At 37.2% G+C, this 26,519-nt stretch carries 22 protein-coding genes; 8 read left to right on the forward strand and 14 right to left on the reverse strand.

Going from position 1 to position 26,519, the window contains the following annotated elements; all coding sequences use genetic code 11:
• Positions 1-77 precede the first annotated feature (77 nt).
• The 6 genes from EV197_RS07810 to xerA all read right to left on the reverse strand — a co-directional run bounded on the left by EV197_RS07810 (position 78) and on the right by xerA (position 4,979).
• A complete protein-coding gene (locus EV197_RS07810; protein WP_130286210.1) occupies positions 78-1,526 on the reverse strand; it encodes a hypothetical protein in 1,449 nt (482 codons plus the stop codon).
• Positions 1,507-1,707, reverse strand: a complete 201-nt coding sequence (locus tag EV197_RS07815) for a hypothetical protein (protein WP_130286211.1) — start codon at positions 1,705-1,707, stop codon at positions 1,507-1,509. The genes EV197_RS07810 and EV197_RS07815 overlap by 20 nt, the downstream gene beginning before the upstream one ends.
• 397 nt (positions 1,708-2,104) lie before the next feature.
• Entirely contained in the window at positions 2,105-2,872 is a 768-nt protein-coding gene (locus tag EV197_RS07820; RefSeq protein WP_130286212.1) for a YARHG domain-containing protein, read from the reverse strand.
• 152 nt (positions 2,873-3,024) lie between these two features.
• Entirely contained in the window at positions 3,025-3,363 is a 339-nt protein-coding gene (locus EV197_RS07825) for a cyclic-phosphate processing receiver domain-containing protein (RefSeq protein WP_130286213.1), read from the reverse strand.
• Between the two features lie 7 nt (positions 3,364-3,370).
• Complete coding sequence (locus EV197_RS07830; RefSeq protein WP_130286214.1) at positions 3,371-3,880, reverse strand: hypothetical protein; 510 nt, start codon at positions 3,878-3,880, stop codon at positions 3,371-3,373.
• Between the two features lie 28 nt (positions 3,881-3,908).
• Positions 3,909-4,979 carry a site-specific tyrosine recombinase/integron integrase gene (gene xerA, locus EV197_RS07835; RefSeq protein WP_130287086.1) on the reverse strand — a complete coding sequence of 357 codons (1,071 nt, stop codon included), beginning with the start codon at positions 4,977-4,979 and terminating at the stop codon, positions 3,909-3,911.
• 188 nt (positions 4,980-5,167) lie between these two features.
• Here xerA and EV197_RS07840 point away from each other — a divergent pair, with 188 nt between their 5' ends.
• On the forward strand, positions 5,168-5,542 hold the full coding sequence (locus EV197_RS07840) for a hypothetical protein (protein ID WP_130286215.1): 375 nt from the start codon (positions 5,168-5,170) through the stop codon (positions 5,540-5,542).
• Positions 5,543-5,629: 87 nt separating this feature from the next.
• Positions 5,630-7,255, forward strand: coding sequence for an amidohydrolase (locus tag EV197_RS07845; protein ID WP_130286216.1), 1,626 nt, complete (start codon positions 5,630-5,632; stop codon positions 7,253-7,255).
• An 87-nt stretch (positions 7,256-7,342) separates the two neighbouring features.
• Here EV197_RS07845 and EV197_RS07850 read toward each other — a convergent pair whose 3' ends face one another.
• Both EV197_RS07850 and EV197_RS07855 read right to left on the reverse strand, forming a co-directional pair.
• Positions 7,343-8,092: a zinc metalloprotease gene (locus EV197_RS07850; RefSeq protein WP_130286217.1), complete on the reverse strand. Its 750-nt coding sequence runs from the start codon at positions 8,090-8,092 to the stop codon at positions 7,343-7,345.
• A 60-nt stretch (positions 8,093-8,152) separates the two neighbouring features.
• A complete protein-coding gene (locus tag EV197_RS07855; protein ID WP_130286218.1) occupies positions 8,153-8,869 on the reverse strand; it encodes a class I SAM-dependent methyltransferase in 717 nt (238 codons plus the stop codon).
• 142 nt (positions 8,870-9,011) lie between these two features.
• Between EV197_RS07855 and EV197_RS07860 the strand changes: the two genes are divergently transcribed.
• Complete coding sequence (locus EV197_RS07860; protein WP_130286219.1) at positions 9,012-9,506, forward strand: YkgJ family cysteine cluster protein; 495 nt, start codon at positions 9,012-9,014, stop codon at positions 9,504-9,506.
• A 202-nt stretch (positions 9,507-9,708) separates the two neighbouring features.
• Here the strand turns inward: EV197_RS07860 and EV197_RS07865 are convergent, their stop codons facing one another.
• The 3 genes from EV197_RS07865 to EV197_RS17040 form a co-directional block, all read right to left on the reverse strand.
• Complete coding sequence (locus tag EV197_RS07865) at positions 9,709-10,683, reverse strand: alpha/beta hydrolase family protein (RefSeq protein ID WP_130286220.1); 975 nt, start codon at positions 10,681-10,683, stop codon at positions 9,709-9,711.
• A 439-nt stretch (positions 10,684-11,122) separates the two neighbouring features.
• A complete protein-coding gene (locus EV197_RS07870) occupies positions 11,123-11,806 on the reverse strand; it encodes a Lipl32 family lipoprotein (RefSeq protein WP_130286221.1) in 684 nt (227 codons plus the stop codon).
• A gap of 72 nt (positions 11,807-11,878) precedes the next feature.
• Positions 11,879-12,298: a hypothetical protein gene (locus EV197_RS17040; protein WP_165389023.1), complete on the reverse strand. Its 420-nt coding sequence runs from the start codon at positions 12,296-12,298 to the stop codon at positions 11,879-11,881.
• A 235-nt stretch (positions 12,299-12,533) separates the two neighbouring features.
• On the opposite strand from EV197_RS17040, the gene EV197_RS07880 reads away from it, so the two are divergent.
• Both EV197_RS07880 and EV197_RS07885 read left to right on the forward strand, forming a co-directional pair.
• On the forward strand, positions 12,534-17,417 hold the full coding sequence (locus EV197_RS07880; RefSeq protein ID WP_130286222.1) for an HYR domain-containing protein: 4,884 nt from the start codon (positions 12,534-12,536) through the stop codon (positions 17,415-17,417).
• Between the two features lie 3 nt (positions 17,418-17,420).
• A complete protein-coding gene (locus EV197_RS07885; protein WP_130286223.1) occupies positions 17,421-18,344 on the forward strand; it encodes a PorP/SprF family type IX secretion system membrane protein in 924 nt (307 codons plus the stop codon).
• Positions 18,345-18,352: 8 nt separating this feature from the next.
• Here EV197_RS07885 and EV197_RS07890 read toward each other — a convergent pair whose 3' ends face one another.
• The 3 genes from EV197_RS07890 to EV197_RS07900 all read right to left on the reverse strand — a co-directional run bounded on the left by EV197_RS07890 (position 18,353) and on the right by EV197_RS07900 (position 22,539).
• Positions 18,353-19,000 carry a response regulator transcription factor gene (locus tag EV197_RS07890; RefSeq protein ID WP_130286224.1) on the reverse strand — a complete coding sequence of 216 codons (648 nt, stop codon included), beginning with the start codon at positions 18,998-19,000 and terminating at the stop codon, positions 18,353-18,355.
• A complete protein-coding gene (locus EV197_RS07895; protein ID WP_207224197.1) occupies positions 18,987-21,152 on the reverse strand; it encodes a tetratricopeptide repeat-containing sensor histidine kinase in 2,166 nt (721 codons plus the stop codon). Before EV197_RS07895 ends, EV197_RS07890 begins: the two co-directional genes overlap by 14 nt.
• Positions 21,153-21,231: 79 nt before the next feature.
• Complete coding sequence (locus EV197_RS07900) at positions 21,232-22,539, reverse strand: exo-beta-N-acetylmuramidase NamZ family protein (RefSeq protein ID WP_130286226.1); 1,308 nt, start codon at positions 22,537-22,539, stop codon at positions 21,232-21,234.
• A 6-nt stretch (positions 22,540-22,545) separates the two neighbouring features.
• On the opposite strand from EV197_RS07900, the gene EV197_RS07905 reads away from it, so the two are divergent.
• From EV197_RS07905 to EV197_RS07915, 3 genes are all read left to right on the forward strand, one after another.
• Entirely contained in the window at positions 22,546-23,787 is a 1,242-nt protein-coding gene (locus EV197_RS07905) for an ABC transporter permease (protein WP_130286227.1), read from the forward strand.
• A gap of 115 nt (positions 23,788-23,902) precedes the next feature.
• Positions 23,903-25,264, forward strand: a complete 1,362-nt coding sequence (locus EV197_RS07910) for a pyridoxal-phosphate dependent enzyme (RefSeq protein WP_130286228.1) — start codon at positions 23,903-23,905, stop codon at positions 25,262-25,264.
• Positions 25,265-25,458: 194 nt separating this feature from the next.
• Positions 25,459-26,442, forward strand: a complete 984-nt coding sequence (locus EV197_RS07915) for a helix-turn-helix domain-containing protein (RefSeq protein ID WP_130286229.1) — start codon at positions 25,459-25,461, stop codon at positions 26,440-26,442.
• Positions 26,443-26,519: the final 77 nt, after the last annotated feature.

The raw sequence follows: 26,519 nt of genomic DNA on the forward strand, positions 1-26,519 counted from the left end.
ATTTGCCAACATTTAAACACTTAAAAATCAACACTATGAGATAATTAAAAATAAAATATTAAATTAGAGAAACCGGACTAAGGCTTTTCATAGGAGCCATTGTTGGGCATAGTTATTTTTATAGGTTCAATTTCTTTGCATATATATCCTTGGTTTTCGGCAAAACTATCGGGTAAATTCATTAAGTATTTTCCTCTCAATTGCCATAAAATCAAAGTTCCGTCATTTAGGAAAATCCATCTCGAAAAGCTCCTTTTAGAATTTCGATACTCTGTCAATTCATAGAATATTGCATTTCCATACTTGCCATTGTATTTGTTTTTGTCAATTCCATTATCAACTAAATCTTCCTTAAAACTCTTTTCCGCTTCTTTACTCAAAGATTGAGATTTAACCCAATGTATTTCTCCCAAACAATTTTGACAATTCAAAGTGTACTTGTAGACAGGATTTTCTTTTAGTAATTCTATTAATTTATCTTTTTTGTCAATAATGTTTTTTGGCGAGTTCAATAGTTTATTTGTTCCATAAATTGTGTAAAATTCTATGTTCTTTGAGACAGTAGAATCCTTTAAAGACATTTCAAGGCAAGTCCTACCAAAATTTCCTCCCCATTCAATAGAGGACATATCAGTAATTTCTGCTTTTTTAATTTCAAATTCCTTTTCTAACAGCTTAAATGTACTTGAGTATTTATTTCTGGCTTCAATGTAGTTCTCTTTATCCTCAATATATGCTCTGTGAATTTTCTCTATAAAGTGGTAATTAAAGTTATTTCCACTCAATCTCTTTTTATTACTTTGTTTAATATTAGGTAATAAATCGGCAATTATTTCTGAAACTCTTTGATTATAAAGTTTTTGTCCTTTAAAATTCCAAGGAAGCATATAAGGATATTGTCCATTTGTTGACAATGATAATGTGTCATTTTCTTTGATTAAATGAACATAAACTACGGGATAGTCATCAGTCCAATGTGAACCTTGAATTGTCCAAGCTATTCGGTTAGCTTTTTTAAAGTCTTTTATGGTATTTATAGCGATTGAATCTATCTCTTTTGTAGTCTTTCTGTCATTTTTATATTCAATCCAAAGTTGTTCTGCATTTTGGTTAAGCCACAATGAATCCTTGCCAAAGAAAGTCAAAGGATTATTTCTTGAATCTGACGGGTTGTTTAGTAAATAGATAAGTTCAGAGATTGATTTAGAATCAACTTTTTTAAATGTCGAATCAGGTTTATTCAAAGCTGTGAGCAATAAATCATCTTTTTTGACTTGGTATTTATTGTCAAAATGTGACCATCCACCATATACATCTCCTATCACTATTTTGTCCCAATCATTAATTTCATTCTTTTCCTGTCCAATTGCCATTTGGATTCCAAAAAGAAAGGTTAACATGATTGAAATTGATTTGTTCATAATTATGCCCAACGGCCCTGCTAAATGCCGTGACGAAGCAGTCGCAAGGCATGGACATTTAGCTTTTGTTGCAGCTTCGTTTTTATTATTTTTTTTCAACGCCAAATATAGGCAAAATCACTTTTTCAGCACTTGAATCCAGAACTTTCGGCTTAAAAGCAGAACGAAAGTCGAACTTCTGAGATTTAAAGCCATACTTTTTTTTCAATCGCCAAAAATCTCCAGTCGAATTTGACAGCAAATCTGATTGATATTTTTCTGCAAAAACTCTGGTTTTGAGCGCCAATCAAGTCGAATTTAAAGCTTGGAGCAAAATCAATTTTAAACCGCCCAGATCTCAAGTCGAACTTGATGGCCAAGAGCTTTTGATTTAAAAAAATCGCTATCAACTTCCGAAAAAATCGAAATCTATTTTTGCTAGAATCTAATGCGATTGCTTTGCAAAAAACTCATGCCCAAAAGCTGCTTTTAAGCCACTTTTTTAAATACTAATGAGCTGCAACGTTTAATATATGTGTCGTTGCAGGGCAAATTGTTACCCTGATTTTTGATTTTTCTAGGCATTGATTGCTTCCCGAAGCGTCGGGATTACTTTTGCAAGCATTGCGCCTAACCAAATATACACAGACCATTGGATTAATCACTTAGTTGCTATGATCACATATATCTTGTTGGCAAATCGTTTATTTTTTTTCCAATTCAGTTATTAATTCCACATTTCTTTTTTCGATGATTGAAAGTTTGTCCGTTACATCATTAGATATTGGCTTATACCAAACCTTTTTCGAGAAAAAATCTTGCCATTTCTTACTTTTAAATTCATATCCATAAGCGGCAAAAATTTCGTTTCTAATGATTGGTAGATTCTCCTTTTTCATCAACTGAAGATCTTTTTTAGAAAATAACTTGAATGAAGAATAGGGGTGATCTCTTCTTAGATCAATTTTTTGATATTTGGAATAACCAAAGTTTCCAATAGAATCTAAACTTTTAAATTCAAGTATTAGCTCCTCTTTTCTAAAGTCAGTTTCTCCACTGCAATCTTCTTCAATTTCGATGTTTTTTATAACAATTAGGTCTTCGGATTTAAAGATTAATTCTCTTGAACTTTGGAATGAACAGTCAGCCATTTCACTTTCAAATGCTGTTTCGGATATTCGATTACCATTCAAATCAAACGTTGTCAATGTAGAACTTTGACACATTCCTCCAGCAAAACAGTCAAGATGAGTTGATAAGGCAATGAAATTATCAGTTTTAAGAACAACTTTATCCGTTAAAAGATCTCCGAATCTTTTGTCAGGTTTAAAATTGAAGTACTTGGATGCTAATTCTTGTGGTATACTTTTTTTATGTTCTTCGAAAAGATCAAGCAATTCATCAAAATCGTTTTGTTGTCCAGAGGAAATAGATGAAACTAAGATAAAAAGTAGAATGCTTAATTTTTTCATTCAGTTTTAATGTTTGCCAACGGTTTTGTGTATGGCTCGTTGTGGAAAATCAGCTATGATTTTCCGCCGTAACCGAAAGATAGTAAATTGCAATGAATTCCGATTAGGAATTCAGCCGCAATGAGCTATACACGGTGTTAGGCACAGTTATTTTATTTCGTTGTTTTTAAATGTTTTATATAATTATTTAAAAGTCCTTTTATTTGTTCAGATGCGACTGGATTCGCAGAATGAACTTTAAATTCTAAATTCCGCAAATCAAGTCCAGATTCATAAACTAACCATTTCGCACAAGCCAGTCCGTCCAAAGCGACGATTCCGTTTTTGTCAAGTCCGAGGTCATTGTCAAAACTTATATAATTCGGCAATCCATTTTCTGTTATGTAAGCAACAAATTCGTCATAAGTCCGAACTATATCGAATTCAGATTCCATTGATTTATCATAAATCATTTCGATAGTCCTAACGTCATCTAAAAACAGTTTTTTCATTTCGTTCTTATTCTGGGATTGGGTCTCCTTCTCCTGGATTTAATATTGAAAACGCCCAATCCGCAGATTTAGGTACATTTAATTTTTCGAGCCACTCTCCACCTAATCCAGCTACTTGAATTTTATTGTCAATCACTTCTAATCCTTCTGTTTCTCCAAAGAAGAATTGAATTCCGTTATCAAGTGCAATACCCATTGTGTCAGGTATTTTAAATACATAACTTTCGTTAGGCTTAATTGTCACTTTTTCATTAGCACTTATCGAATTTGAAGTTTCATTGAAAATAAAGATATTGTAAACCTTTCCTGTCACATTATATGTTTCAGGTTCGATAGTTTCTCCGCTATAATTTGGGTTGATATAAATCTTATTATTTTGTGTGTCTTCGCTCTCGTTTGATTTATTTTCCGTTTGTGATTTACATTGGAAAAATGAAATTGAGATAAATGCCACAATGTAAACTAAATACTTTCTGTTTTTCATTTTTCTAATTGTGCCTAACGTAGGAATAAACACACCGGTGTGTTTATATCCTTTATCTTTTTTACAAATCTAATGGATTTTTTATCATTCTAAAGCTATTGGTAGCCACATGGGTATAGATTTCGGTTGTTTTGCTAGAGCTATGCCCCAATAATGCCTGGATATATCGTAGGTCCGTACCTTGCTCTAACAGGTGGGTCGCGAAACTATGCCTTAGCGTATGTGGGGTTACGCTTTGGGTAATACCGGCCTTTTGACTTGCGCTGTTAACGATTTTTGCTACACTTGCACTAGAGTATGGTTGACCAGGAGCCCCCTCAAAAACATAGGTTTGGGGTTTCCACGCTTTATAATAGGATCTTAATTCTTTTAGTACGGTGGCTGATAGTAGCGTATACCGATCCTTATTACCCTTAGCCTGTATGACATGGATCAACATGCGCTGACTGTCAATGTCAGTGAGTTTTAAGTTAAGTAGCTCACTTCTTCGTAATCCAGCAGAGTAGAGCAGACTTAAAATGCACCTGTGCTTAAGGTTATTGGTCTTATCTATCATGGAAAGTACCGCAGCTTTTGATATCACCTTTGGTAACTTTCGCTGTTTTCGTGGTCGCTCAACTGCATAGAACCTATTGGGCATTCCAAGTACGATTTCATAATAGAATTTAATACAGTTAATCGCTAAATTAATATACGAATTGGACTTTTTTTCTTGATGCAAATACCGTATATAACTTCGTATGTCATTTTCGGATAGACTATCGATTTCAATGTCTGCAAAATGCTCCATAAAAGTTTCAAAAGCGCTGATATAGCTTTTAATGGTATTTTTAGAATAGCGTTTTATGATTAGCTTTTGGATATAAGCTTCAGGACAATTCCGCTTTTTTTGGAGCTGTTGTTGCCTAAAATTTTGGGATACTTCTGGATTGTCCCGCTGTATAATTCTGTTTTTAAAAAAATAATTGCAATTGATCCAAGCGATACCGCTAAAGGTTTCAAAAATTAGGTTTAGATTTTTCTTGGTGTTTTCAATATAAAACATACCATAAACAGGGCTCCACGCTGCATTTGGCAACGTCTTGATGAGGGCTTCCAATACCTTATCGGAATAAAAGAGTAATCCAATCATTTTTTGTTGATCGATATAGAGATGCTTTAAGGTGATATGTTTATGAGGATGCTGCACGTCGCTCAAAAATCAACGAATTTGGGATATACTACAAACAAAAGCGTCGAATTAAACGTTTAATAAACGTTTAATTTGATGGATAGGTAACATTTGGCTACTAAAGTACACTATACTTGTAAATAGTAGTTATGGAACGAAAATGTGTCTATTGTAAAGAAATTTTTGAAGGGAGAGTCGATAAAAAGTATTGTTCTGCATACTGTCGATCCGCCTGGTATTATCACCAACATAAAGAAAATAAAAACACGCAGTTTAAAAAGATCGACCGACAGTTAAAACAGAATCGAAAATTGCTCAAAAATTATAACAAAGCCGGGTTGGCCACAATACGAAAAGAAACGCTACTTGCCGAGGGATTTAACCCCAATTACTTTACCCACTACTGGAAAAATAAAAAAGGAGAGGTGTATTTGTTCTGTTATGAGTTTGGATTTCTGTCAACCGTTCAAAACGGAAAACAAAAATACCTGCTTATCCAATGGCAATCCTATACGGGCAACTAAACTTTTAGAAAACCATAAGAAACTTATACGTTTTAATCTGTATTTTTAGCTTTTGAATAAAAATCATCAATAAACTCAACAATTCACATGAAAAATTTCGTAGTGGCGCTGAGCGCCTTGCTTTTTTTAGCGGCTTGTCAAACGCCCAAAGAAAAGGTAGATCTTTTAGTACATAATGCAGTAGTCTATACCGTAGACGATACCCAACCCAAAGCAGAGGCCTTTGTGGTTAAAGACGGTAAATTTGTGGCCATAGGTGCCGGTAAAACGCTTAAAGAATCTTTTGAAGCAACAGAAGTAGTCGACGCCCAGGGCAAAACCATTGTACCAGGACTTATCGATGCCCATTGTCATTTTTATAATTTAGGCTTACAACTCCAAAAAGTAGATCTTACCGGTACCAAGAGTTATCAAGAGGTGTTGGATCGCATTGTAGCCTTCCAAAAAGAAAAAAATGTACCTTTTATTACCGGTCGCGGTTGGGATCAAAACGATTGGGCCATAAAGGAATTTCCCACCAAAGATAAACTAGATAGCCTGTTTCCGGATACACCGGTTGCGGTAACCCGAGTAGATGGACACGCGTATTTGGCAAACCAAAAGGCTTTGGATCTTGCTGGGATTACCGTGGATACTAAGGTAGCAGGAGGCGAAATCGTTATCCAGGAGGGTGAACTAACAGGAGTCTTAATCGATAACCCAATGGCTATGGTATCGGCGATCATTCCTCAGCCTTCCTTACAAGAGCAGATCAATGGATTAAAGGAAGCCGAGAAGATTAACTTTAGTTATGGATTAACCACGGTGGATGATGCGGGTTTAAGTCCATCGGCCATTGCACTCATTGATAGCTTACAGCAAAACAATGAATTGCAAATCCGGGTGTATGCTATGGTGAGCAATGTACCCGCGTATGTAGAGCAATACCTGGATGAAGGACCTTACAAAACAGAGCGTTTAAATGTGTCTTCCTTTAAAGTATATGCAGACGGGGCACTTGGCTCTAGAGGTGCCGTATTAAAAGCTCCGTATAGCGACAAAGAAAATCATTATGGGGCTATGGTTATTGGTGTAGATCAATTTAAAACGCTGGCACAGCGATTAGCAAAATCGCCTTTTCAGATGAATACCCACGCCATTGGTGATTCTGCCAATGCGGTGGTGATCAACACCTATTACGATGTGTTGAAAGATCAAAAAGATCGTCGCTGGCGTGTAGAACACGCTCAGGTGGTTGCCCCAGAGGAGTTTGAAGCCCTGGATGATAACTTAGTAATGAGTGTACAACCTACCCACGCTACCAGTGATATGTATTGGGCAGAGGATCGCTTAGGTGAGGAGCGCGTGCAGGGTGCTTATGCCTATAAGACATTATTGGATAAAACAGGTAAACTGGCACTAGGTACGGATTACCCGGTAGAAAATGTAAGTCCTTTTTATACCTTTTATGCGGCAGTTGCCCGTAAGGATTTAGAGCACTATCCTGAGGGTGGTTTTCAAATGAAAGATGCACTGACCCGAGAAGAAGCGTTAAAAGGAATGACACTATGGGCAGCCTATAGTAATTTTGAAGAAAAAGAAAAGGGCAGCATCACCGCTGGTAAATTAGCGGATTTTGTGATCCTGGAACAGGATATGATGACGGCTCCAGAGCAGCAATTGCCCAATATCAAAGTTAATGCTACGTATCTCAACGGGGTAAAGGTGTATTAACACCTGGTAAAATAATAAAATAAACGTAAGGTTGCCCATAATTCGCTTTGGCGATAAAGGCAACCTTAGTTTATTTAGGTCAATGGGTTATTGATTTTTTTTAGCGTTGAGCTCCAACAAGCATTTAGGACCCAAATCAGGTATGTTTTTGTCGATAATAGACAATCCGGAATCAAACCGTATGGCAGCTTCCATAAGGCATCCTTCCTCATTGCAATGCCCGTCACTATGATCCTTAGCGTGGCGATTATCATCCGACAATCCTAGTAAGTGACCAAATTCATGTGTAAGTGTAGTGGCTTCTAATACGGATAATAGCGGCATGTCTGGCCGTTGGCTTAGCGCTCGCAGCGTTTTGCCATAAATGACCATAGACGTATTGTGGTACGCAGATCCAAGCGTTTTATGGGTGTCATTATCCAAATGAAAAGTTCCGTCTGCAACAAAGATGTACACGGTTATATGATCTTCTTTGCTATATAAACTTCGGGTTTGTCGTTCTTGCTCCAAAACTTCAGCAATGGTTAGGGATCCACTATGAGCTACGTTGAGGACGCGTTGTTCTATAAAAATACCGTCGGGCTTAGCTAAGTGTGTAGTTAAAAAGCTGGTAAACTTTTCTACCGCCCAGGGCGAAAGCGCATAATCTTGTGCAGCAACGATTTCTACAGTAAGACTCCTATACTTTGTGTCGGTGAGCAGGTCTATTGCAGCAGAGCCTAAGGGTAACATATGTGGTTCTCGCAGTTGTTGTATTGGGTCGGCCTCATCCACGGTACAGGCACTAAAAAGTAGTAAGATCCCCGCAGCTGCTCCGATTAATTTTGTGATTGGCATCTAATGAAATGATTTGTGGTTTGTTTATAGGCACTATTTGTATCAAATAGTGTACCGAAATTAGCTATCGACCCAAGTTAATTGTGCTAAATAGTCATAATGATCGCCTTCGTAGGCTAATTCGCATACAAAACCGTGGTGATTAGCGGCATTTTGCAAGGTGTTATAGTCTAGGTATAACCAATCAAACCAATCCGACACTTGATTTTTGTACTGCAAGCGATATTGCATTTCGCCATAATACCCCGCTGCTGCATCTACCCAAAACCCACCGTCTTCTTCCATAAATAAATAGGCAAGATCCGAGGAGTCGATCAGCACTTGTCCATTAGGTTGTAGTAGACTTTTGAGATGGGTAAAAAAGCGATCGATCTCCTGTAGTCGACCGATGATACCGCTGCCATTCATCAATAAAATGATTGTATCAAAACCTGATTTTTTCCAATCATAAAGCGTACTCACTTCTGCTTGCTGTACACCGCGTTGTTGACAAACGCCAATTGCACCGGCAGAGCTATCGATAGCCGTAACCTGTAGTTTGCACTCGTTCTGTAAATACAAAGCATGACTCCCCGCTCCACAGCCTACATCGAGTACCGTACCTCGACAGAGCGATAGCGCTTTTTGTTCTAAGGGCGGCATCTCTTCATAAGACCTAAAAAGATAGGGGATAGGGATACTATCATCATCAAAATCTGCGGCTTGTACCACAATATCTTCGCTATACTGGTCAGCGTAATAATCTTGTATGGCAGCTCCAAAAATATCTGGATTCATAGGTTGTTTAATTAAATTGGTATGGCGTATCCCGATCGGTCGGGACCAGGCTATCCCTACAATTCCTCGCGCACGCAGCGCTGCGGGATTTTCGTCCTATCCTTTACGCGGACCAAAGACATACTTTTGTACCTTTGTCCACATGCAAGATTTTATAGCACAGCTTCCGCAACTGGCCAAAGATAAACATAAGGAAAACAAAAAATTCTTTGCGAAGCTAAAAAAAAAGCCGCCAAAAAATTTAGACCAAACTATGCAGCAATTGCACGATGAAGAGTTTCAGCGGACAGACTGCCTGGATTGTGCCAATTGTTGTAAAACGACCGGACCACTCTTTACGGATAAAGATGTAGAACGCATTGCCAAATTTTTTAAATTGAAACCCCAACAGTTCGAAGCGCAATATTTGCGACGCGATGAGGATGGGGATTTGGTGTTGCAGTCCGTGCCCTGTACCTTTTTAGGGGCTGATAACTATTGCAGTATTTATGAAGTTCGGCCAAAAGCGTGCCGGGAATACCCACATACCGATCGTAAAAAATTTCATCAGATCGGTAACCTTACCGTAAAAAACACAGCGATTTGCCCAGCAGCTTATAATATTGTCGAAAAGATGAAACAGCACATCAAACTATAAAAAAAGCCTGAAAAGCATTGCTTTTCAGGCCACTCAACTCAAACCGATAGGGCTAACCTATCTTCCCCGCGCTGATTGCGCTTCTTTAATGTTATTACCTCCTCTTAGATTCGTTGTGCAGGCTCGCAAGCCAAATCCAAACCCAATGCTTTTTCGGTGGATACTTTAGCCTGGTTAGTGCTATAAACGTTTTATACCGTTTTTATCTTCCGTGATATTCCATGTTCGGCAATTGTTCATCGTTCTTTAGATACTTATCAAACCAATTTAAAACTTGCTCGTTAACTTCATCTTTGTGTTCAGAAATACCGTGGTCGCCACCTTCAAACAGTATAAGTCTGTACGGAATTCTATTTTTTTCAAATTCCAAAGCAAGGTTTAGGCTTTGTTCTGGTTTTACTCTCCAATCAGAATTGCCGTGTAGCATTAATATCGGTACATCTTTTGGAAATTGATCTGCCCATTTTATTGCGGACCTTTTTTCTAATTCGATATCTTTATTTTTAGCGTAATCCGGAATCAGTTCTGATAAAACACCTTTTTCCATTTCTGGTCTATCTTTAATAGAGCTAAAGTGATCAGAAACTGCTCCACCAACAACAGCTGCTTTAATATTATCCGTTTTAGTCAATGCTATATAGGTCATCATTCCGCCACGACTCCAACCGTACATGCCAATTTTATCTGTATCTGCATCTTCTATTTCTTTCAAGACCTCTGGTAAAATAGTTATATCATTAACATCTTTGCCGCCAAATTCCTCTTTTCCTTCGCTTCCTCCATTTCCTCTATATTGACTAGCAATTACCACATACCCTTCTTTGGCAATTTGACCAAGTGTAATGGCGCCGTGAGCAGTTTTAAGTGCACCAGAATTCCTGTTTCCGCCGCGATTGTATATTATACAAGGATATTTTCCTTTTTTCTTTGGGGTAACCATAAGTCCGTTTATTTTCAAACCATCACTTAAATAGGTGATTGAATAAATGTCAATATGGTCTAAATATTTAAAATTTTCTTTCCATGCAAGCTGTCCATTTATATCTTCGGTTAATCTCGGATATATTGGTGTTGCTGATAAATCAGCTATTAATTTTTGACGAAGAAGAAGTTTCGTTTCTTGAGCTTCGCAGTTTGTAAATAGTACTAAAAAAGTAAGTAGAGTAATGTATTTCATAGGTTTCTCTTATGGTGTCCAATGTCTAAAAATAGTTCAGCAAAAATGCTGTAATGGTTAGCAATAGGCTCTACTGCTACGCATCGTTGTAAGAGCCTAATTGCTTTTTTAAATTTTTCTCGACCTAGATAATATCAAAGGAGAGCAAGTTTACCCCGCATAGTCCCACAAAATGTTCATTTATAGTATAGTGTATACTTTTGGTTAGGGCAAAAAAGACAAAAATAATGATAGGTTGTGTTCCTTTGAGATTTTGCTAATTAGTGTCTACATGGATTTTGATATAATGGGAGCCTAGAATTGATCTTAAATAGTTGACAACTTTTACATATGCTTTTGCTGTTGGTACGTAAAGGAAGTGTTAGGCTACCAAGTCTTATCTTAACCAGTCTTGTTAATAAAGCACAGGAACAATAGTTCCTATGCTTTATGTACTAAATTATAGTGTTTTTTTAAGTCCTTCAATGGTTTTGGCCATTACAACACCTGGTAATTTTATAGGTGCTGCTACCTCAGCTAGGAATGTTCCTTTTACTTCACCTCTTTTATAGGTAGTAAAACCAATGCGGTACAATCCTGCAGTTAAGGCCTTGGTAGGGTTGCCGGCATCACTCTTATAGCGCAATAATGAGTTATAGCTACTTCCACTTGGTTGCTCAGGCATTTCGCTGCTATCATCATTAGAGGCTAAGGTCACCCAGTTGGCATTTTTTACTGCATCTTCCGTGATTTTATCTTGACTAATGATATCCGAACGCTCTAAGGTGATATAGGTGTCAAAATAATCTTCACTGTCTTTATTAGCGGTAAAAGCTTCTGCAGTAATGGCATTTTTAACCTTTGTTTTTCCCACCGGAGATAGCATACGTACACAAATCTCTGGTGCAACTAATGGCACCCATACATAGATGTAATAAAACTTTTTGTCATCTTTTACTTCATCCTCATTATCTGGCGCGGCATAACCTAAATAGGAGATTACATCCGTATACGGTACCTGGATAGTCTTAGGTCCTATTTTTTTCTCAACAGAGCTACCGAATTTTTTTAACTTTTGAGCTTGTGTAGTTGTTATTGCTACTGCAAACAATATACTAAAGGCCACTAAAATCTTAGTTTTCATAAATTAAAGGAGTTTTAAATGATTTGTAAATTGATTTAAATTGTTTTTAAATTTGAGGACAAGTAAACCCGTCTAGAAGAATAAAAAGGAGGCTACAATCATCCACGCCCCGACACAAAGGCCTAATATTCCTAATTTACCTTGTTTGGGCGCCAATTTTTTGCGTAACTGATCTGCTTTATCTTTAGCCGCTTCGCTTTTGGATAAGAAAAACTTATTGATTAATCCAAATCCTAGCATAAAGCCTAGTACAGCAGATACGATATTACCCGCTAATAAAGATGCCCACCAAATAGGGTAAGTAGTTAACCATCCTAAATTAAGTACAGCGGTGATAATACCCCAAACTCCCCAAAAACAAAAAACTAAACCAATCCATCCTTGATACGGTTCGATCTTAGCTAATAGTTCTTTTGCATTTTGTTTTTTGGCTAACAGTAATGATGGTACTGCTATAATACTTAGTAAAATTAATGAGATTCCCCAAGTCATAATTGATTGTTTTAAAGGTTAGTAATTGTATTTGTGTTGTTGAACACAGTGCAAATATGCAACCGAACTTCACTATGTTTTTGCACCTCTAACCGTGAAAATGGCTACCCTGTAAATGGGGTAGTAGGGAGTAATTGTATTGTTTTTTCAAAAAAAATACCCCTGAATCAGGGGGGAGAATCCTCGGCTATGCGTTATAGTTTTGTAACGTTAATTTTTTTTGGGGAAATATATTATGATACAGACTAAACTAGGAATAGCAAAAGCTAACTATTTTACACTTTTAGTATACTTTTTTTTAACTTCAGCTTTGTTTGCTCAGCAGTATTACCCGGCTAATTTTGATCTTTCTACGCTAAACGGGAATAATGGTTTTAGAACACCTGGGGTGTTGAATGGAGCAAGGACTGGAGCAGAAGTTGATTTTATTGGTGATATTAATAATGATGGCTTGGATGATGTTGCTATTGGAGCAAACTATGCTTCTTTTAATGGGTTGACAAGAGCGGGGTCTATATATGTTATTTTCGGTTCATCAACAGGTTTTACGGCTGATTTTGACTTACTTTCATTAGATGGTACCAATGGTTTTATCATGGAGGGTATTGAAGATGAGGAGAGAATTGGTTCTTCAATTAGTGCAATAGAGGATGTAAATGGAGATGGCATCGATGATTTTGTAACAGCTGGTGATATTGATGCCCTAGTGATCTATGGTAGTTCTGATGCATTTCCAGCTCGTTTTGATAAAAATGATTTAGATGGTACTAATGGTTTTATCATTGAGGGTAACCGTTTCAATGAGGTTGCAGGTTTAGGGGATGTTAACGGTGATGGTAATAGTGATTTTATAGTAGGCCCCGTATTTACTTCTACAGATGCTTTAGTTATTTTTGGTAGAACCAGTGATTTTCCAGCAACTATTAATCAAAGTTGGGTTGGTGGAATTAATGGCTTTAGAATTGATGGATACTCGTCTACTTTAAGAGCTTCATATCTTGTTGGAAGCGCTGGAGATGTAAATAATGATGGGTTCAATGATATCATACTAGGGGATTGGTCAAGTAGTTTTGGGTCTCGACAGGAGCGTACACACGTTTTATTTGGAAGAAGTTCATTTAATAATATCGAAAATGTTGATGGAACTTTGGATGGATCCAATGGATTTACCATACAGCATACTGGTGGATCATTTTTAGCCTATGTGGGTTTATTAGGTGATATTAATAATGATAATATCGATGATATTTTTTCTGAAGGTTTGGCAATATTTGGTAGTTCGGATCCCTTTCCTGCCAATTTTGAATTAAGTGACATTGATGGTACAAATGGGTTTAATTTGCCCGCAATTTCTGTTGCTGCTGCTTTAGGAGATATAAATCAGGATGGAATTGATGATTTTATTTCCACTTTTGGAAGCGGTAGTTCTGGCTCCCCCATTGCCTATGTAGTATTCGGTAGTTCAGCAGGATTTCCTGATCCTATAAATGAAACCAACCTTGATGGTACTACTGGTTTTGTCATAGAAGGTTTGAGAGGAGGTAGCGGAAGACCTGTTGGAGGAGATGGAGATTTTAATGGAGATGGAGTTGCTGATTTTGTTTTAGGAAACGGAGGTGCAGCCTACGTTGTTTTCGGTGGGGATCATTATGCAATGCAATTGAATACGAATTACCCTCAGGCTATTGATGAAACAACTTCAGGTTTTACATTACTAGTTAATGGACCAGAAACAGGAACCATTCATTATGCTATTTATCCCGGGAATTTTTCTGGCGATTCTGATTATGATGATATTCTTAATGGAACCGGAGCAATTGTAAACGGAAATTTTTCCATGAATATTGCAAATACTGATGTTACAGAGGTTATTTCCTCACTAGCTTCTAATACAACATATGATGTATATCTCTTTTTAGAAGATGCAGTTGGAAATCAAGGCCAGATTTATCATTTAAATAATGTAAGAACTTTATCCATTGATGATACTGAAGCCCCAGAAATGACCTGTCCAAGAGATCAGGAGTTAAGTTGTGGAACAACAGTGCTCCCAGATTACACTACGTTGGTTACCGCTACGGATGTTGATGATCCTAATCCAACGATTACACAAGATCCTGTTGCGGGCACACCGTTTACTGACGGTATGACCGTTACCTTTACAGCCACAGATGCTTCAGGGAACGAAAGTAGCTGTAGTATCGTTGTAAATCAAGCTCCAGATACCGAAGCTCCAGTGATTAGTTGTATTGATGATCAAGAGTTGGAGTGCACGGAAACTATACTGCCCAACTATATCAATTTAATTACTGCTACGGATAATTGTAGTGATGTAATAGCATTTGATCAATCGCCAGCGCCTGGCACTGCGTTCACTGATGGCATGACAGTTACGTTTACGGCTACAGACGCTTCGGGTAATGTATCGCGATGTATCATAACAGTGAATTCAGCCGCGGATACTGAAGCTCCAGTGATCAGTTGTATTGGCGATCAAGAGTTGGAGTGCACAGAAACTACGCTATCTGATTACACAGCTATGCTTACTGCTACGGATAATTGTAGTGATGTAATAGCATTTGATCAATCGCCAGCGCCTGGCACTGCGTTCACTGATGGCATGACAGTTACGTTTACGGCTACAGACGCTTCGGGTAATGTTTCGCGTTGTATCATAACAGTAAATTCATCATCGGATACTGAAGCTCCAGTGATCAGTTGTATTGGTGATCAAGAGTTGGGGTGTACAGAAACGACGGTACCTGACTATACAGCTATGCTTACTGCAACCGATAGCTGTAGTGATGTAGTTGCGATTGCTCAATCTCCAGCGCCTGGCACTGCGTTTACAGAAGGAATGACGGTTACCTTTACAGCCACAGATGCTTCAGGGAACGAAAGTAGCTGTAGTATCGTTGTAAATCAAGCTCCAGATACCGAAGCTCCAGTGATCAGTTGTATTGACGATCAGGAGTTGGGGTGTACAGAAACTACGCTACCTGACTACACGGCTATGATTACTGCTACGGATAATTGTAGTGATGTAATAGCAATTGATCAATCGCCAGCGCCTGGCACTGCGTTCACTGATAGCATGACAGTTACGTTTACGGCTACAGACGCTTCGGGTAATGTATCGCGATGTATCATAACAGTGAATTCAGCCGCGGATACTGAAGCTCCAGTGATCAGTTGTATTGGCGATCAAGAGTTGGAGTGCACAGAAACTACGCTACCTGACTACACAGCTATGCTTACTGGTACAGATAATTGTAGTGATGTAGTTGAGATTGTTCAGTCGCCGGCGCCTGGCACTGCGTTTACTGAAGGTATGACAATTACCTTTACGGCAACAGATGCTTCTGGTAATGTATCTCGATGTACCATATCAGTGAATTCAGCATCGGATACTGAAGCTCCAGTGATCAGTTGTATTGGCGATCAAGAGTTGGAGTGCACAGAAACTACGTTACCTGACTACACAGCTATGCTTACTGCTACGGATAATTGTAGTGATGTAGTTGCCATTGCGCAATCGCCAGCACCGGGCACTGCGTTCACTGATGGCATGACAGTTACGTTTACGGCTACAGACGCTTCGGGTAATGTATCGCGATGTATCATAACAGTGAATTCAGCCGCGGATACTGAAGCTCCAGTGATCAGTTGTATTGGCGATCAAGAGTTGGAGTGCACAGAAACTACGCTACCTGACTACACGGCTATGCTTACTGCTACGGATAATTGTAGTGATGTAGTTGAGATTGTTCAATCGCCAGCGCCTGGCACTGCGTTTACTGATGGCATGACAGTTACGTTTGCGGCTACAGACGCTTCGGGTAATGAGTCACGATGTACTATCAATGTGAACTCAGCCACAGATACTGAAGCTCCAGTGATCAGTTGTATTGACGATCAAGAGTTGGAGTGCACAGAAACTACGTTACCTAACTACACAGCTATGCTTACTGCTACCGATAATTGTAGTGATGTAGTTGCGATTGTTCAATCACCAGCACCGGGCACTGCGTTTACTGAAGGTATGACAATTTCTTTTACGGCAACAGATGCTTCTGGAAATGCATCGCGATGTGCTATTACAGTACGTAATTCAATAGATTCGGAACCACCGGTTATCAATTGTATTGAAGATCAGCAGTTAAGTTGTCAACAAACAACAATCCCTAATTTTATCGATTTGGTAACTGCTGAGGATGCCTGTAGTGATTTGGTTACCATTATACAGCGTCCACAGGCGGGAACGGCTTTCGAAAATGGAATGACAGTTACATTCACAGCTGCTGATATATCAGGAAATACATCGCAATGTACGATAACCCTAAATTCAACGGATACGGAAGCTCCAATAATCAGTTGTATAGAGGATCAGGAGTTGGGCTGTGAATCTGTTTTACCAAATTATATGACGCAATTAACGATCACTGATGATTGTGATGCTGAGGTTACAAGACGACAAATTCCTCCACCAGGATCTCGTATTACTTCCACAACAACGGTAAGGATAGAGGCCATTGATGCTAGTGGAAACCTGTCTACGTGTAATTTTACCGTGTTTCCTTCTCAACTTAGTATAGATGCAGGGAATAATCAAACCATTATCGAAGGCGAACGGGTACAATTATCGGCTACGCTACCCGGCACAGGTCTAATCCAGTGGTCACCTGATGATACGCTTAATGATGGAAGTGTAGCAAATCCCATAGCGTTTCCGTTGCAGACAACTACCTATACCATCAGCTTTATTAGTGATGAGGGATGTTTGCTAGAAGACACGGTAACCATTTTTGTTGATCCATTACCCGATGATGAAACAAAATATGGTTTCTCCCCAGATGGAGATGGTATCAATGAATATTGGCAAATTCACAATATCGAAAACTATCCAAATAATACAGTTCAGATTTTTAACCGATGGGGAGACCTGGTTTTTGAAATCAATGGATACAATAACAGCTCTAGGGTATTTAGGGGCCAAGCAAATCGTAAAACTAGCCTAGGAGGTGGAGAGCTTCCTGAAGGTACCTATTTCTTCAATATTAGTATAAACGGAGCACACCAATTAAGAAAAACAAACGGATTTATCATTTTAAAACGATAAGTAATGACAAGGGGATTTCAATTTTTACAACTCATAATTTATATACTAGTTTTCCAACAGTATAGTACAGCACAACAAACACCAAGTTTTTCGGACTATAACTATAATGCTTTACTCATTAATCCAGCGGAAGCTGGCTATTTTCCACAAACGGATATAACATTGACTAATAGAGGATATTTAAATCAATTTGAGGGTAGTGCAAGAACCCTTGGAGTTTTAATGAACTCTAGTCTAAGATCCGAAAAACTAGGCCTTGGTTTAGGAGTAATGTACGATGAGATAGGGGTTACCACCACCTCTTTCATTTCAGGATCATTATCTTATAAAATCAATCTAGATCATAATTACAACCGAGTCCGATGGTGGAGTTATAATCCGAGCGTACTTAGCTTTGGTATTACCGCCGGAGTAGCATTATATAATGAGGATTTATTAGCTTTAGGAATTGATAATGATCCTAATTTTGCGGCAAATATAGATACTGCAGTACCAGTTATTGGAGCGGGAATCCGATTTAATAGAGAACATATCTTTATTGGAGTATCTGCTCCAAATCTACTAGGAGATACATTATCGAATGAAAACAATTTGAATCTCGAAAGACCATGGTATTTAAATGCGGGCTATCGGTTTTTTGCAACCCGTTTTCAAGAGGTGTTAATTACGCCTAGCGTTTTATTAAAATATGTCGTCGGAGCACCTTTACAATTCGATTTTAATACGATTATCAATTATAAAAACAAGTTTGAAGTTGGGGGTGGATACCGAACAGACACTTCTATCAATCTATTAGCTGGATTTTATATGTTTGATTCCTGGCGTATTGTCTATAGCTATAATCAAACAACGAGAAACACACCAATTAACAATACACACGGATTTGTATTGAGTTATCGTTTCAATAATGGTTTTAAAAAGAGTTAATCTGCTTTTTAGGCTTTGATATATTTTTTGCGCAGAGCGTATTTTGTCAACCCTGCTAAGTTACGGACATTAAGTTTGGCCATAAGATTCTTGCGGTAGCTTTCTACCGTATGTTTACTTAAAAAAAGCTGATCTGCGATTTCTTGAGTGGTGTACTCTTCGGCTATTAGTGTTATGACTTCGATTTCGCGTTTGGTGAGTTTTACTTCTTGCTCTTTTTGTTGCGTAAACTTATTTTGTAGATAAGCTTCCTTAATTTGAGTTGAAAAATACTTATCTCCCTTAAGTAGCGTTCTGATCGCTTTAATTAATTCTAGTTTTTCGGCATTTTTTGGCACGTACCCATCCACATTGTTGGTGATTAATTCTTCAGTCATGATCGGATCATTGTGCATGCTAACCACCAATGTTTTTATTCTCGAATTATGTTTTTTAACTAAACTATTTAATTCAATACCGTTAAGATCTGGCATTGAGATATCTGTAATAACTAAATCTATAGTTTCTTTTGGGTTCACCTCTAAAAATTTGATGACTTGATTACCATCTTTGGCGGTGAGCAGTATGTTGAGATCTCCTTCAGAAGCCAATATACTGGTCAATCCATCTAAAAACATTTTGTGGTCATCGGCTATGATTACATTATACCTTTTCATGTACAATAGATTTTGTAGTATTTATATCGATATTGATTAAAGAGCCCCTTCCTTTTGAGGAGTCCATTTGTAGTGTGCCATGAATTGACGATAGTCGGTTTTTGATACTGAGTAAACCTAGTCCCTGGTTAATGGTTTCCGGATCAAAACCTATCCCATCGTCTTCAAAAATTAAGTTCAATTGTTCATCTCTATAGTTTAACTGAACGTCAACAGTCTTTGCTTGTGCGTGCTTTATCGTATTGGTTAAAAGTTCTTGAACAATCTTGAAGACTTCTATCTGAATTTGCTCAGTGAGTTGATTTATGGCTTTTCGAGGATAGGCTTGAAAATTAGTTTCTAAGTTACTGGCGTTTCCAATTTTTATCAAATATTCTTCAATGATGTCGCAAAAATCGTTATTTCGAAACTTTTTAGGAATCAAGGTATGCGAGATATTTCGTACCTGTTGGTAGGTGTCATCGATTTGGAGGTTGATATCCTGTAAAGACTGCTCCTCTTTTACAAAATGGGAAAGCTGTAACTTAATTGCAGCTAAATTACCACCAATACTATCGTGTAGCTCTTGTGCTATTCGTTTTCTTTCCATGTCCTGGCCTTCAACACTTGCTTTGATGATTTCTAATTCTTGATCTTTAATGATGGATTTAATTCTCTGAGTATTAATTTCTTCTTGTTGCGCGTTGAGTTTGTGCTGTGTCTGTAATTTTTGATAATACATTACCAGGAGGCCAATGATCGGAATCATGATGATCAAAAATGAATAGAGTATGGTGTTTTTAATGCCTTTTTCTCTTATAATACTTGCCTGTTTCAGTTGTTGATCCTTTTTTAATAGATTAATTTGACTTTCTCTTTGTTCGGACACCCGCTGAAAGGCTAAGATTTTATTTTGATTCTCTTTTTGAGCGATTTCATTATTCTTTTTTTCTAACTCTTGTTGCAGCTTTAGATTTTTAATCGCTTCGGTTTGATTGGCTACGGTAAGTTGTTTGTTTTTATTTTCAATTTGTAAAAACTCAATTTCTTTTTCTTTTTGGGCGGTTTTAAATTTTACTTCAAGTTCCTGAATTTCTTTATCGCGCTGTAGTTTTTGAATTGAATCTTTGATTGCTATTTCTTTCTCAAAATACGCTAAAGAGGCTTTGTAATTCGCCTGGATCTCTGCAATATTTTTGAGTTCTTGATAAATAGTAATCTGTTTATCAAGATATCCTAACTCTTCACACATCAATAATGCTTTTTCATAGGCAGCAGTAGCCTCCGCGTAGTTTTTATTGTCTTTATTGAGTAATGCCAAGTTGTTTATGGCATCGAGTGTAGGCCGATGATATTGTTTTTCTTTTCCTAACTTGTATGCTCTAATATAATACTGTTTTGCAGAGTCAGGTTGTTTTAATAAATGGTACTGTACCCCAATGTTTTGCAGGATAATCACTTTTTTCCTGAGCTCCTTCGCATTTCGGAAAAATGATAACGTCTTTTTTAAATAAATTAAAGATTTTTCATAATCATTTTTATAAGAGTAAATCGAAGCTAAATTAATATAGCAAGAAAAAATGAATTCAGGATCTTTATCATAGGCTAAGCACTCTTCTAATAATTGGAGGGCAAAATTAAAATCTTGTTGCCTCATATACACTGAGGCCAAATTGTTCAGCTTTCGATAATATTCTGCTTTATCGTGATATTTTTTAGAAAGTTCGATTCCTCTGAGATGCCATTTTTTACTTTTTTCGAGCAAACTTTTATCACCATAAGCGTTGGCAATGATATTATACACCTCAGTTTTTTTAAGCATGGCTAAGGTGTCCGTTTTTGGTTCAAGGAGCGCTAAAGAACGATTACCATAAAAAAGCGCAGAATCTGCAATATTTTTATCATTAAAATATACCCCCAGTACTATATTTGCTGCTATTCGGCTGGATTCATATACTGAGTTTTTGAGTATTCGATGGCTAATGTTGTATGCTTTGGCATCTTCTGAAGTGTCTAGATAAGTATACGCCTTTTCTAATTGAAGTAATTCTGCTTTTTGAGTATTAAGCTTATCTGTTCTTTTTAACGACATCTCGCCATAGGTCTGTGCGTAGAGTAGTGTTTTAAAGCACAATAAGCTGATAAGTATCGTTTTTCTTAGCAAAATATTCATACTATAAAAATTCCTTTCTCCGGTGGAAAGCAATAGATAATTTTTTGCTCCCAATTTAACAATTTTTTAGGAATAGTGCTTATGGATACAGCAAGTAATTTGCTCTAATTTTTTTGAAATTTTCTAGATCCTGCAGCCACGTTTTTCTAATTTCTTTAAACGAATAGCCCTGTTCAATTTGTAGCTGTAGTTTTTTGGTACCGGCGTGTATTGTAAACGAATCACTATTAAAAAAATTTGACTTTTTTGTGGAATTAACATAGGCTTCTATCAACCAACTAAGATCAACATGATTCATACGTTGGGTTGCCCTTAAATCTTTACCGTTGCAACTTTTTCCTTGATGCTTAGGGTGTTTTGCTCCAAAATTTGGTTGTGGTATATAAGTAAAATCATAGGTTTCTTTAGGGAGGTCTGGTGAGCCAAAAATTTGAAATTGCATTTCTGTTCCACGTCCTGCGTTTATACTGGTTCCTTCAAAAAATCCTAAACTAGGGTATAGGTTTATTGAAGTATCGTTGGGTAGATTAGGAGAAGGACGAATGGGAGGGCTATAAAAAGTATTGTGTGTATAGTTTTTAATTGGTATTACTGTGATTTCACATTTAAGATCATTACCTAGCCAGCCTTCGCCATTTACCATCTTTGCATATTCTCCTATAGTCATACCGTGAACCAAGGGTATAGGATGCATCCCAACAAAACTTTGATGTGCTATTTCTAAGGTAGGTCCATCGATGTAATGTCCGTTGGGGTTAGGACGATCAAGAATTAATAATGGGATGTTGTTTTCTGCACAGGATTGCATCACATAATGTAATGTAGAAATATAGGTGTAAAAGCGTACCCCCACATCCTGAATGTCAAACACCATAATATCAACATCTTGTAACGCTTCGCTTGAAGGCTTTTTATTTTTACCATAGAGGGAAATGATGGGGATACCGGTTTTAATGTCCTTGCCATTTTTTACTAGTTCTCCAGCATCCGCCGTACCTCTGAATCCATGTTCAGGAGCAAAAACTTTAACTACATTGATGCCATTACTAACTAAGGAGTCTACCAGGTGCGTGTGCAGTAGCGTATGCTCCGTTAAGGAATCACTTGTAACTGCTCCTTTTTTAAAAATTACTGAAGTTTGATTCCCAACAATTGCTACTTTTTTATGTTGTAATAAAGGTAGGTACAGCTCGGTTTGATTGGCACCTATGGTTAAGGAATCTTTGGTTTGAACAAGCTGTTGATTCGGTTTAGAAGTATCGCTGTTTTTCTGTTGCGAAACTACCTTTGAATTGTTTCCGCACGAAATAAAAAGGATAGAAAAAAATAAAAATGTATTTTTGAACTTCTCTGCCAAAAAGGTAGAAGCATTTTGGATTAAAACCATAGTAGCTTGAATTTCGAATTTTTTATTGCAAAACGCCTTATCAAAGGTAAAGAACGTAAAAGTAGTATTTCTGCACCAATCATAAAAATTGCGATAGCAGCTATCACTATTGGTATGGTAATGATGATCATCACCGTAGCCACTGGGATTGGTTTACAACGAAAGATAAGAGAAAAGGTAGCCGCTTTTGAAGGACACGTTATCATTTCGAGTTTTGATAATAATAGTAGTGTAGAAACACTCGTTCCCATAAGTAAAGCGCAAGATTTTTATCCAGAGTTTAAGAGTGTAAAAGGAATCCGGCACATCCAGGGAGTGGCTACAAAAGCAGGTTTAATTCGTACCGAAGAGGATTTTGAGGGTGTAGTCGTTAAAGGGGTAGGAGCAGATTATCAATGGGGAGATTTTGGAGATTATGTGATTGAAGGGCGGTTACCGAATTTTTCGGATGATCTAAATCCAGAGATTATTATTTCAGATTATATTTCAAAACGATTACAACTTGGTGTTGGCGATAAAGCCATTACTTTTTTTCTAAAGAAAAACTCTAATCCAAAATCAAGGCCAAATACAAGAGCTTTTGAAATTGTAGGTGTTTATAACTCTGGGATGCAAGAGTTTGATCGCTCTTTTGTAATCGCTGATATTAGACATATTCAGCTGATGAATAAGTGGGAAGAAAATGAGGTAGGTCGTTTCGAAGTGCTCCTTGAAGATTTTGATAAAATCGAAAAAAAAGGAAATGAAATTTACAAAAAGCTTCCTTCTACCCTAGATGCACAGACGATAGCACAGAAATATGGGACGATTTTTGAATGGTTAAAACTGTTTGATCTCAATATAATTGGTATCATTGGTATCATAATTTTGGTAGCGGGTATAAATATGATCACCGCTTTATTAGTTTTGATACTGGAAAGAGTTTCATTAATTGGAATTTTAAAAGCATTAGGTAGTAGTGACTGGTCGATACGTAAAGTGTTTTTATACAATGCTAGTTACCTTATTTTGGTAGGGTTGCTTCTAGGTAACGTTTTAGGTATTGGTCTACTGTATGTGCAACAACATTATGGAATTATTACTTTAAATCCAGACACCTACTACGTTGATAAAGCTCCCGTTTACATTAGTACTGGGTATATTATCTTGCTAAATCTAGGTACCATGTTATTATGTATGCTTATGCTTTTGATTCCTTCTTTTATCGTTTCAAAAATTTCTCCGGTAAAAGCAATTCGCTTTCAGTAATGACTTTATGATCTTAATGGAGTATAAAATTGTAAGACCCTTTACAACTTCGTATCTTTGCAGCCGAAAATAATTATTTGGAATACTTAGTACTAATAATAAAAGAGTAGAAGACTTGAAATACGCAGAGAACATATTGGGAACTATAGGGAATACTCCTTTAGTGAAAATGAATGCCTTAGTGAAGGATGTTGACGCACTGGTACTTGCGAAGTACGAAACGTTCAATCCAGGAAACTCGGTGAAGGACAGAATGGCACTTCAAATGATAGAAGATGCAGAAGCAGATGGTCGATTACAACCTGGAGGAACAATTATTGAAGGAACCTCGGGTAATACAGGTATGGGATTGGCATTGGCAGCTATTGTTAAAGGATATAAGCTGGTTTGCGTAATGGCAGATAAACAATCTAAAGAAAAAATGGATATTCTTCGAGCTGTTGGTGCAAAGGTAATGGTATGTCCTACGAATGTAGAACCAGACGACCCCAGATCTTATTATTCAGTATCAAAGCGATTGGCAGAAGAAACCCCTAATTCCTGGTATGTAAACCAATATGATAACCCGTCAAATACAAAAGCCCATTACCAAAGTACTGGCCCAGAAATATGGGAGCAAACTGATGGTAAGGTTACCCATTTTATTGTAGGTGTTGGTACAGGAGGAACCATATCCGGTGTCGGTAAATACCTCAAAGAACAAAACCCTAACATTAAGGTTTGGGGCGTAGATACCTATGGATCTGTGTTCAAAAAATATCACGAAACGGGTATTTTTGATGAAAATGAAATTTATAGTTACGTCACGGAAGGTATCGGAGAGGATATCTTACCCAAGAATGTCGATTTTTCGATTATTGATGGCTTCACCAAAGTAACAGATAAAGATGCTGCTGTTTATACACAACGATTGGCAAAAGAAGAAGGCATGTTTTTAGGTAACAGTGCTGGGGCTGCTATAAAAGGAGTCTTGCAACTTAAAGAACATTTTAAGAAAGATGATGTAGTGGTCGTTTTGTTTCATGATCATGGTAGTCGATATGTGGGTAAAATGTTTAATGATGATTGGATGCGGGATCGTGGTTTTTTAGATGAGGAAGTGTCAACAGTTGCAGACCTTATTAAAGGCAGGGTAGATAAGCCACTGATTACGGTTAAAACAGAGGAACTTGTATCGCACGCTATTGAAAGAATGCGCAAACATCAAATCTCACAATTGCCGGTAGTGGACAGCGAAGGAATCGTCGGAGCCGTTGATGAGAGTATTTTATTTTCTGCATTTTTAGATGACAAGCATTTAGGGAATACACCTATAAAGGATATCATGAAAGAAGCATATCCTATAATTGATGAGCAAACTTCATTAGAAAAACTCTCTTCCTTAATTAAAGATGGCAATACAGCTGTGTTGATTAAAAACAATGCAGGAGCGTATCATATCGTTACCAAATACGATGTGATAAGCAATATAAATTAATTTAGTATATTTATAATATAGAAATGTCCCCTCTATCAGTTATCAATCTGATGTAGGGGTTTTTTTATAGACTTCTTAAAACTTAGGATATAACTTATTGATATAAGTATTGATTTTTAATCAGATACCCGCAGTGTCGTTTTTAATTTATATTGACTACGACCTTTAAACTAGTAAGGATTAAAATTACGGAAATGGTTACCTATACATTTGATTTCTCCGATATCGATACCCTAAGATCTTATTACAAATCTCAGTTGGACCCTGATGGAAATACGGATAGAATATTTTTTCCCGATGCAATAGGCAAGGGATATCTGTCGTATTACAAAATTTCACCCGAAGTTTTTTTATTAGTCAATAATTATAAGGCTAACACTGATATCAAGTATGTACGTCTGCCTATTGATGAAAATGATCTGATTTTACATTTTAGGAAATATGCGCTAGATCATAAGCTTACAAATAAAGAAGTGGTAAGTGACTATTCTGATAGTTACACGCCGGGTAACATGCGTTGTATTGATGCTAAAAGAGGAGAAATTGTTTATATTCCCAAAGGGGCCGAGGTAAAATCAACTATGATCGTACTAAAGAGTTCATGCACTGCGCCTTATTTTATGAGAAGTGGAAAATGGGCAGATAAGCTTGATATGTATATCAAAGAATCACATCGACATATCGATAAATTTTATTTTTCGTACAAACAATCTGTGTTATTCGACCAGATCGTAGATGCGGATTTCGATAGAGTGGAGAACTATTTATACTTTGTAGCCAGAGGTATACGACTTTTGGAAACTTTTTGGAAAGATGTATTAAAGTGGGAAAGCGAACAAGATCCTTTTACCATTAACAGTACGCAGGTTGGTAATATATTTAGTGTAAGCCATTTTCTTGAAAATAATCTACACGAACCTTTTCCGGGTGTAGATCAACTCGCTCATATGGCTAATATGAGTAGAACCTATTTTTTTAATATGTTCAAAGAAATACATAACCAAACACCTTTAGAGTTTTTTAATAACCGAAGATTGGAGCGCTCATACAACATGATATTTGCTCAAGGTAAACCTATAAAAGAGGTTATGGAAAATTTGAATTACTCTAACTCTTCTAAGTTTAGAAAAGCCTTCTACAACAAGTTTGATCTGTATCCTGATATAAACTTTAAATAAAGATGGTCGTCAGAAAATGACAACCATCAATAACCTAACACAAACTCAACTAAGCTTAGGGTTTTAATTTATTTTTA

This window comes from Aquimarina brevivitae (assembly GCF_004216895.1).
GTDB classification, from domain to species: Bacteria; Bacteroidota; Bacteroidia; order Flavobacteriales; family Flavobacteriaceae; genus Aquimarina; species Aquimarina brevivitae.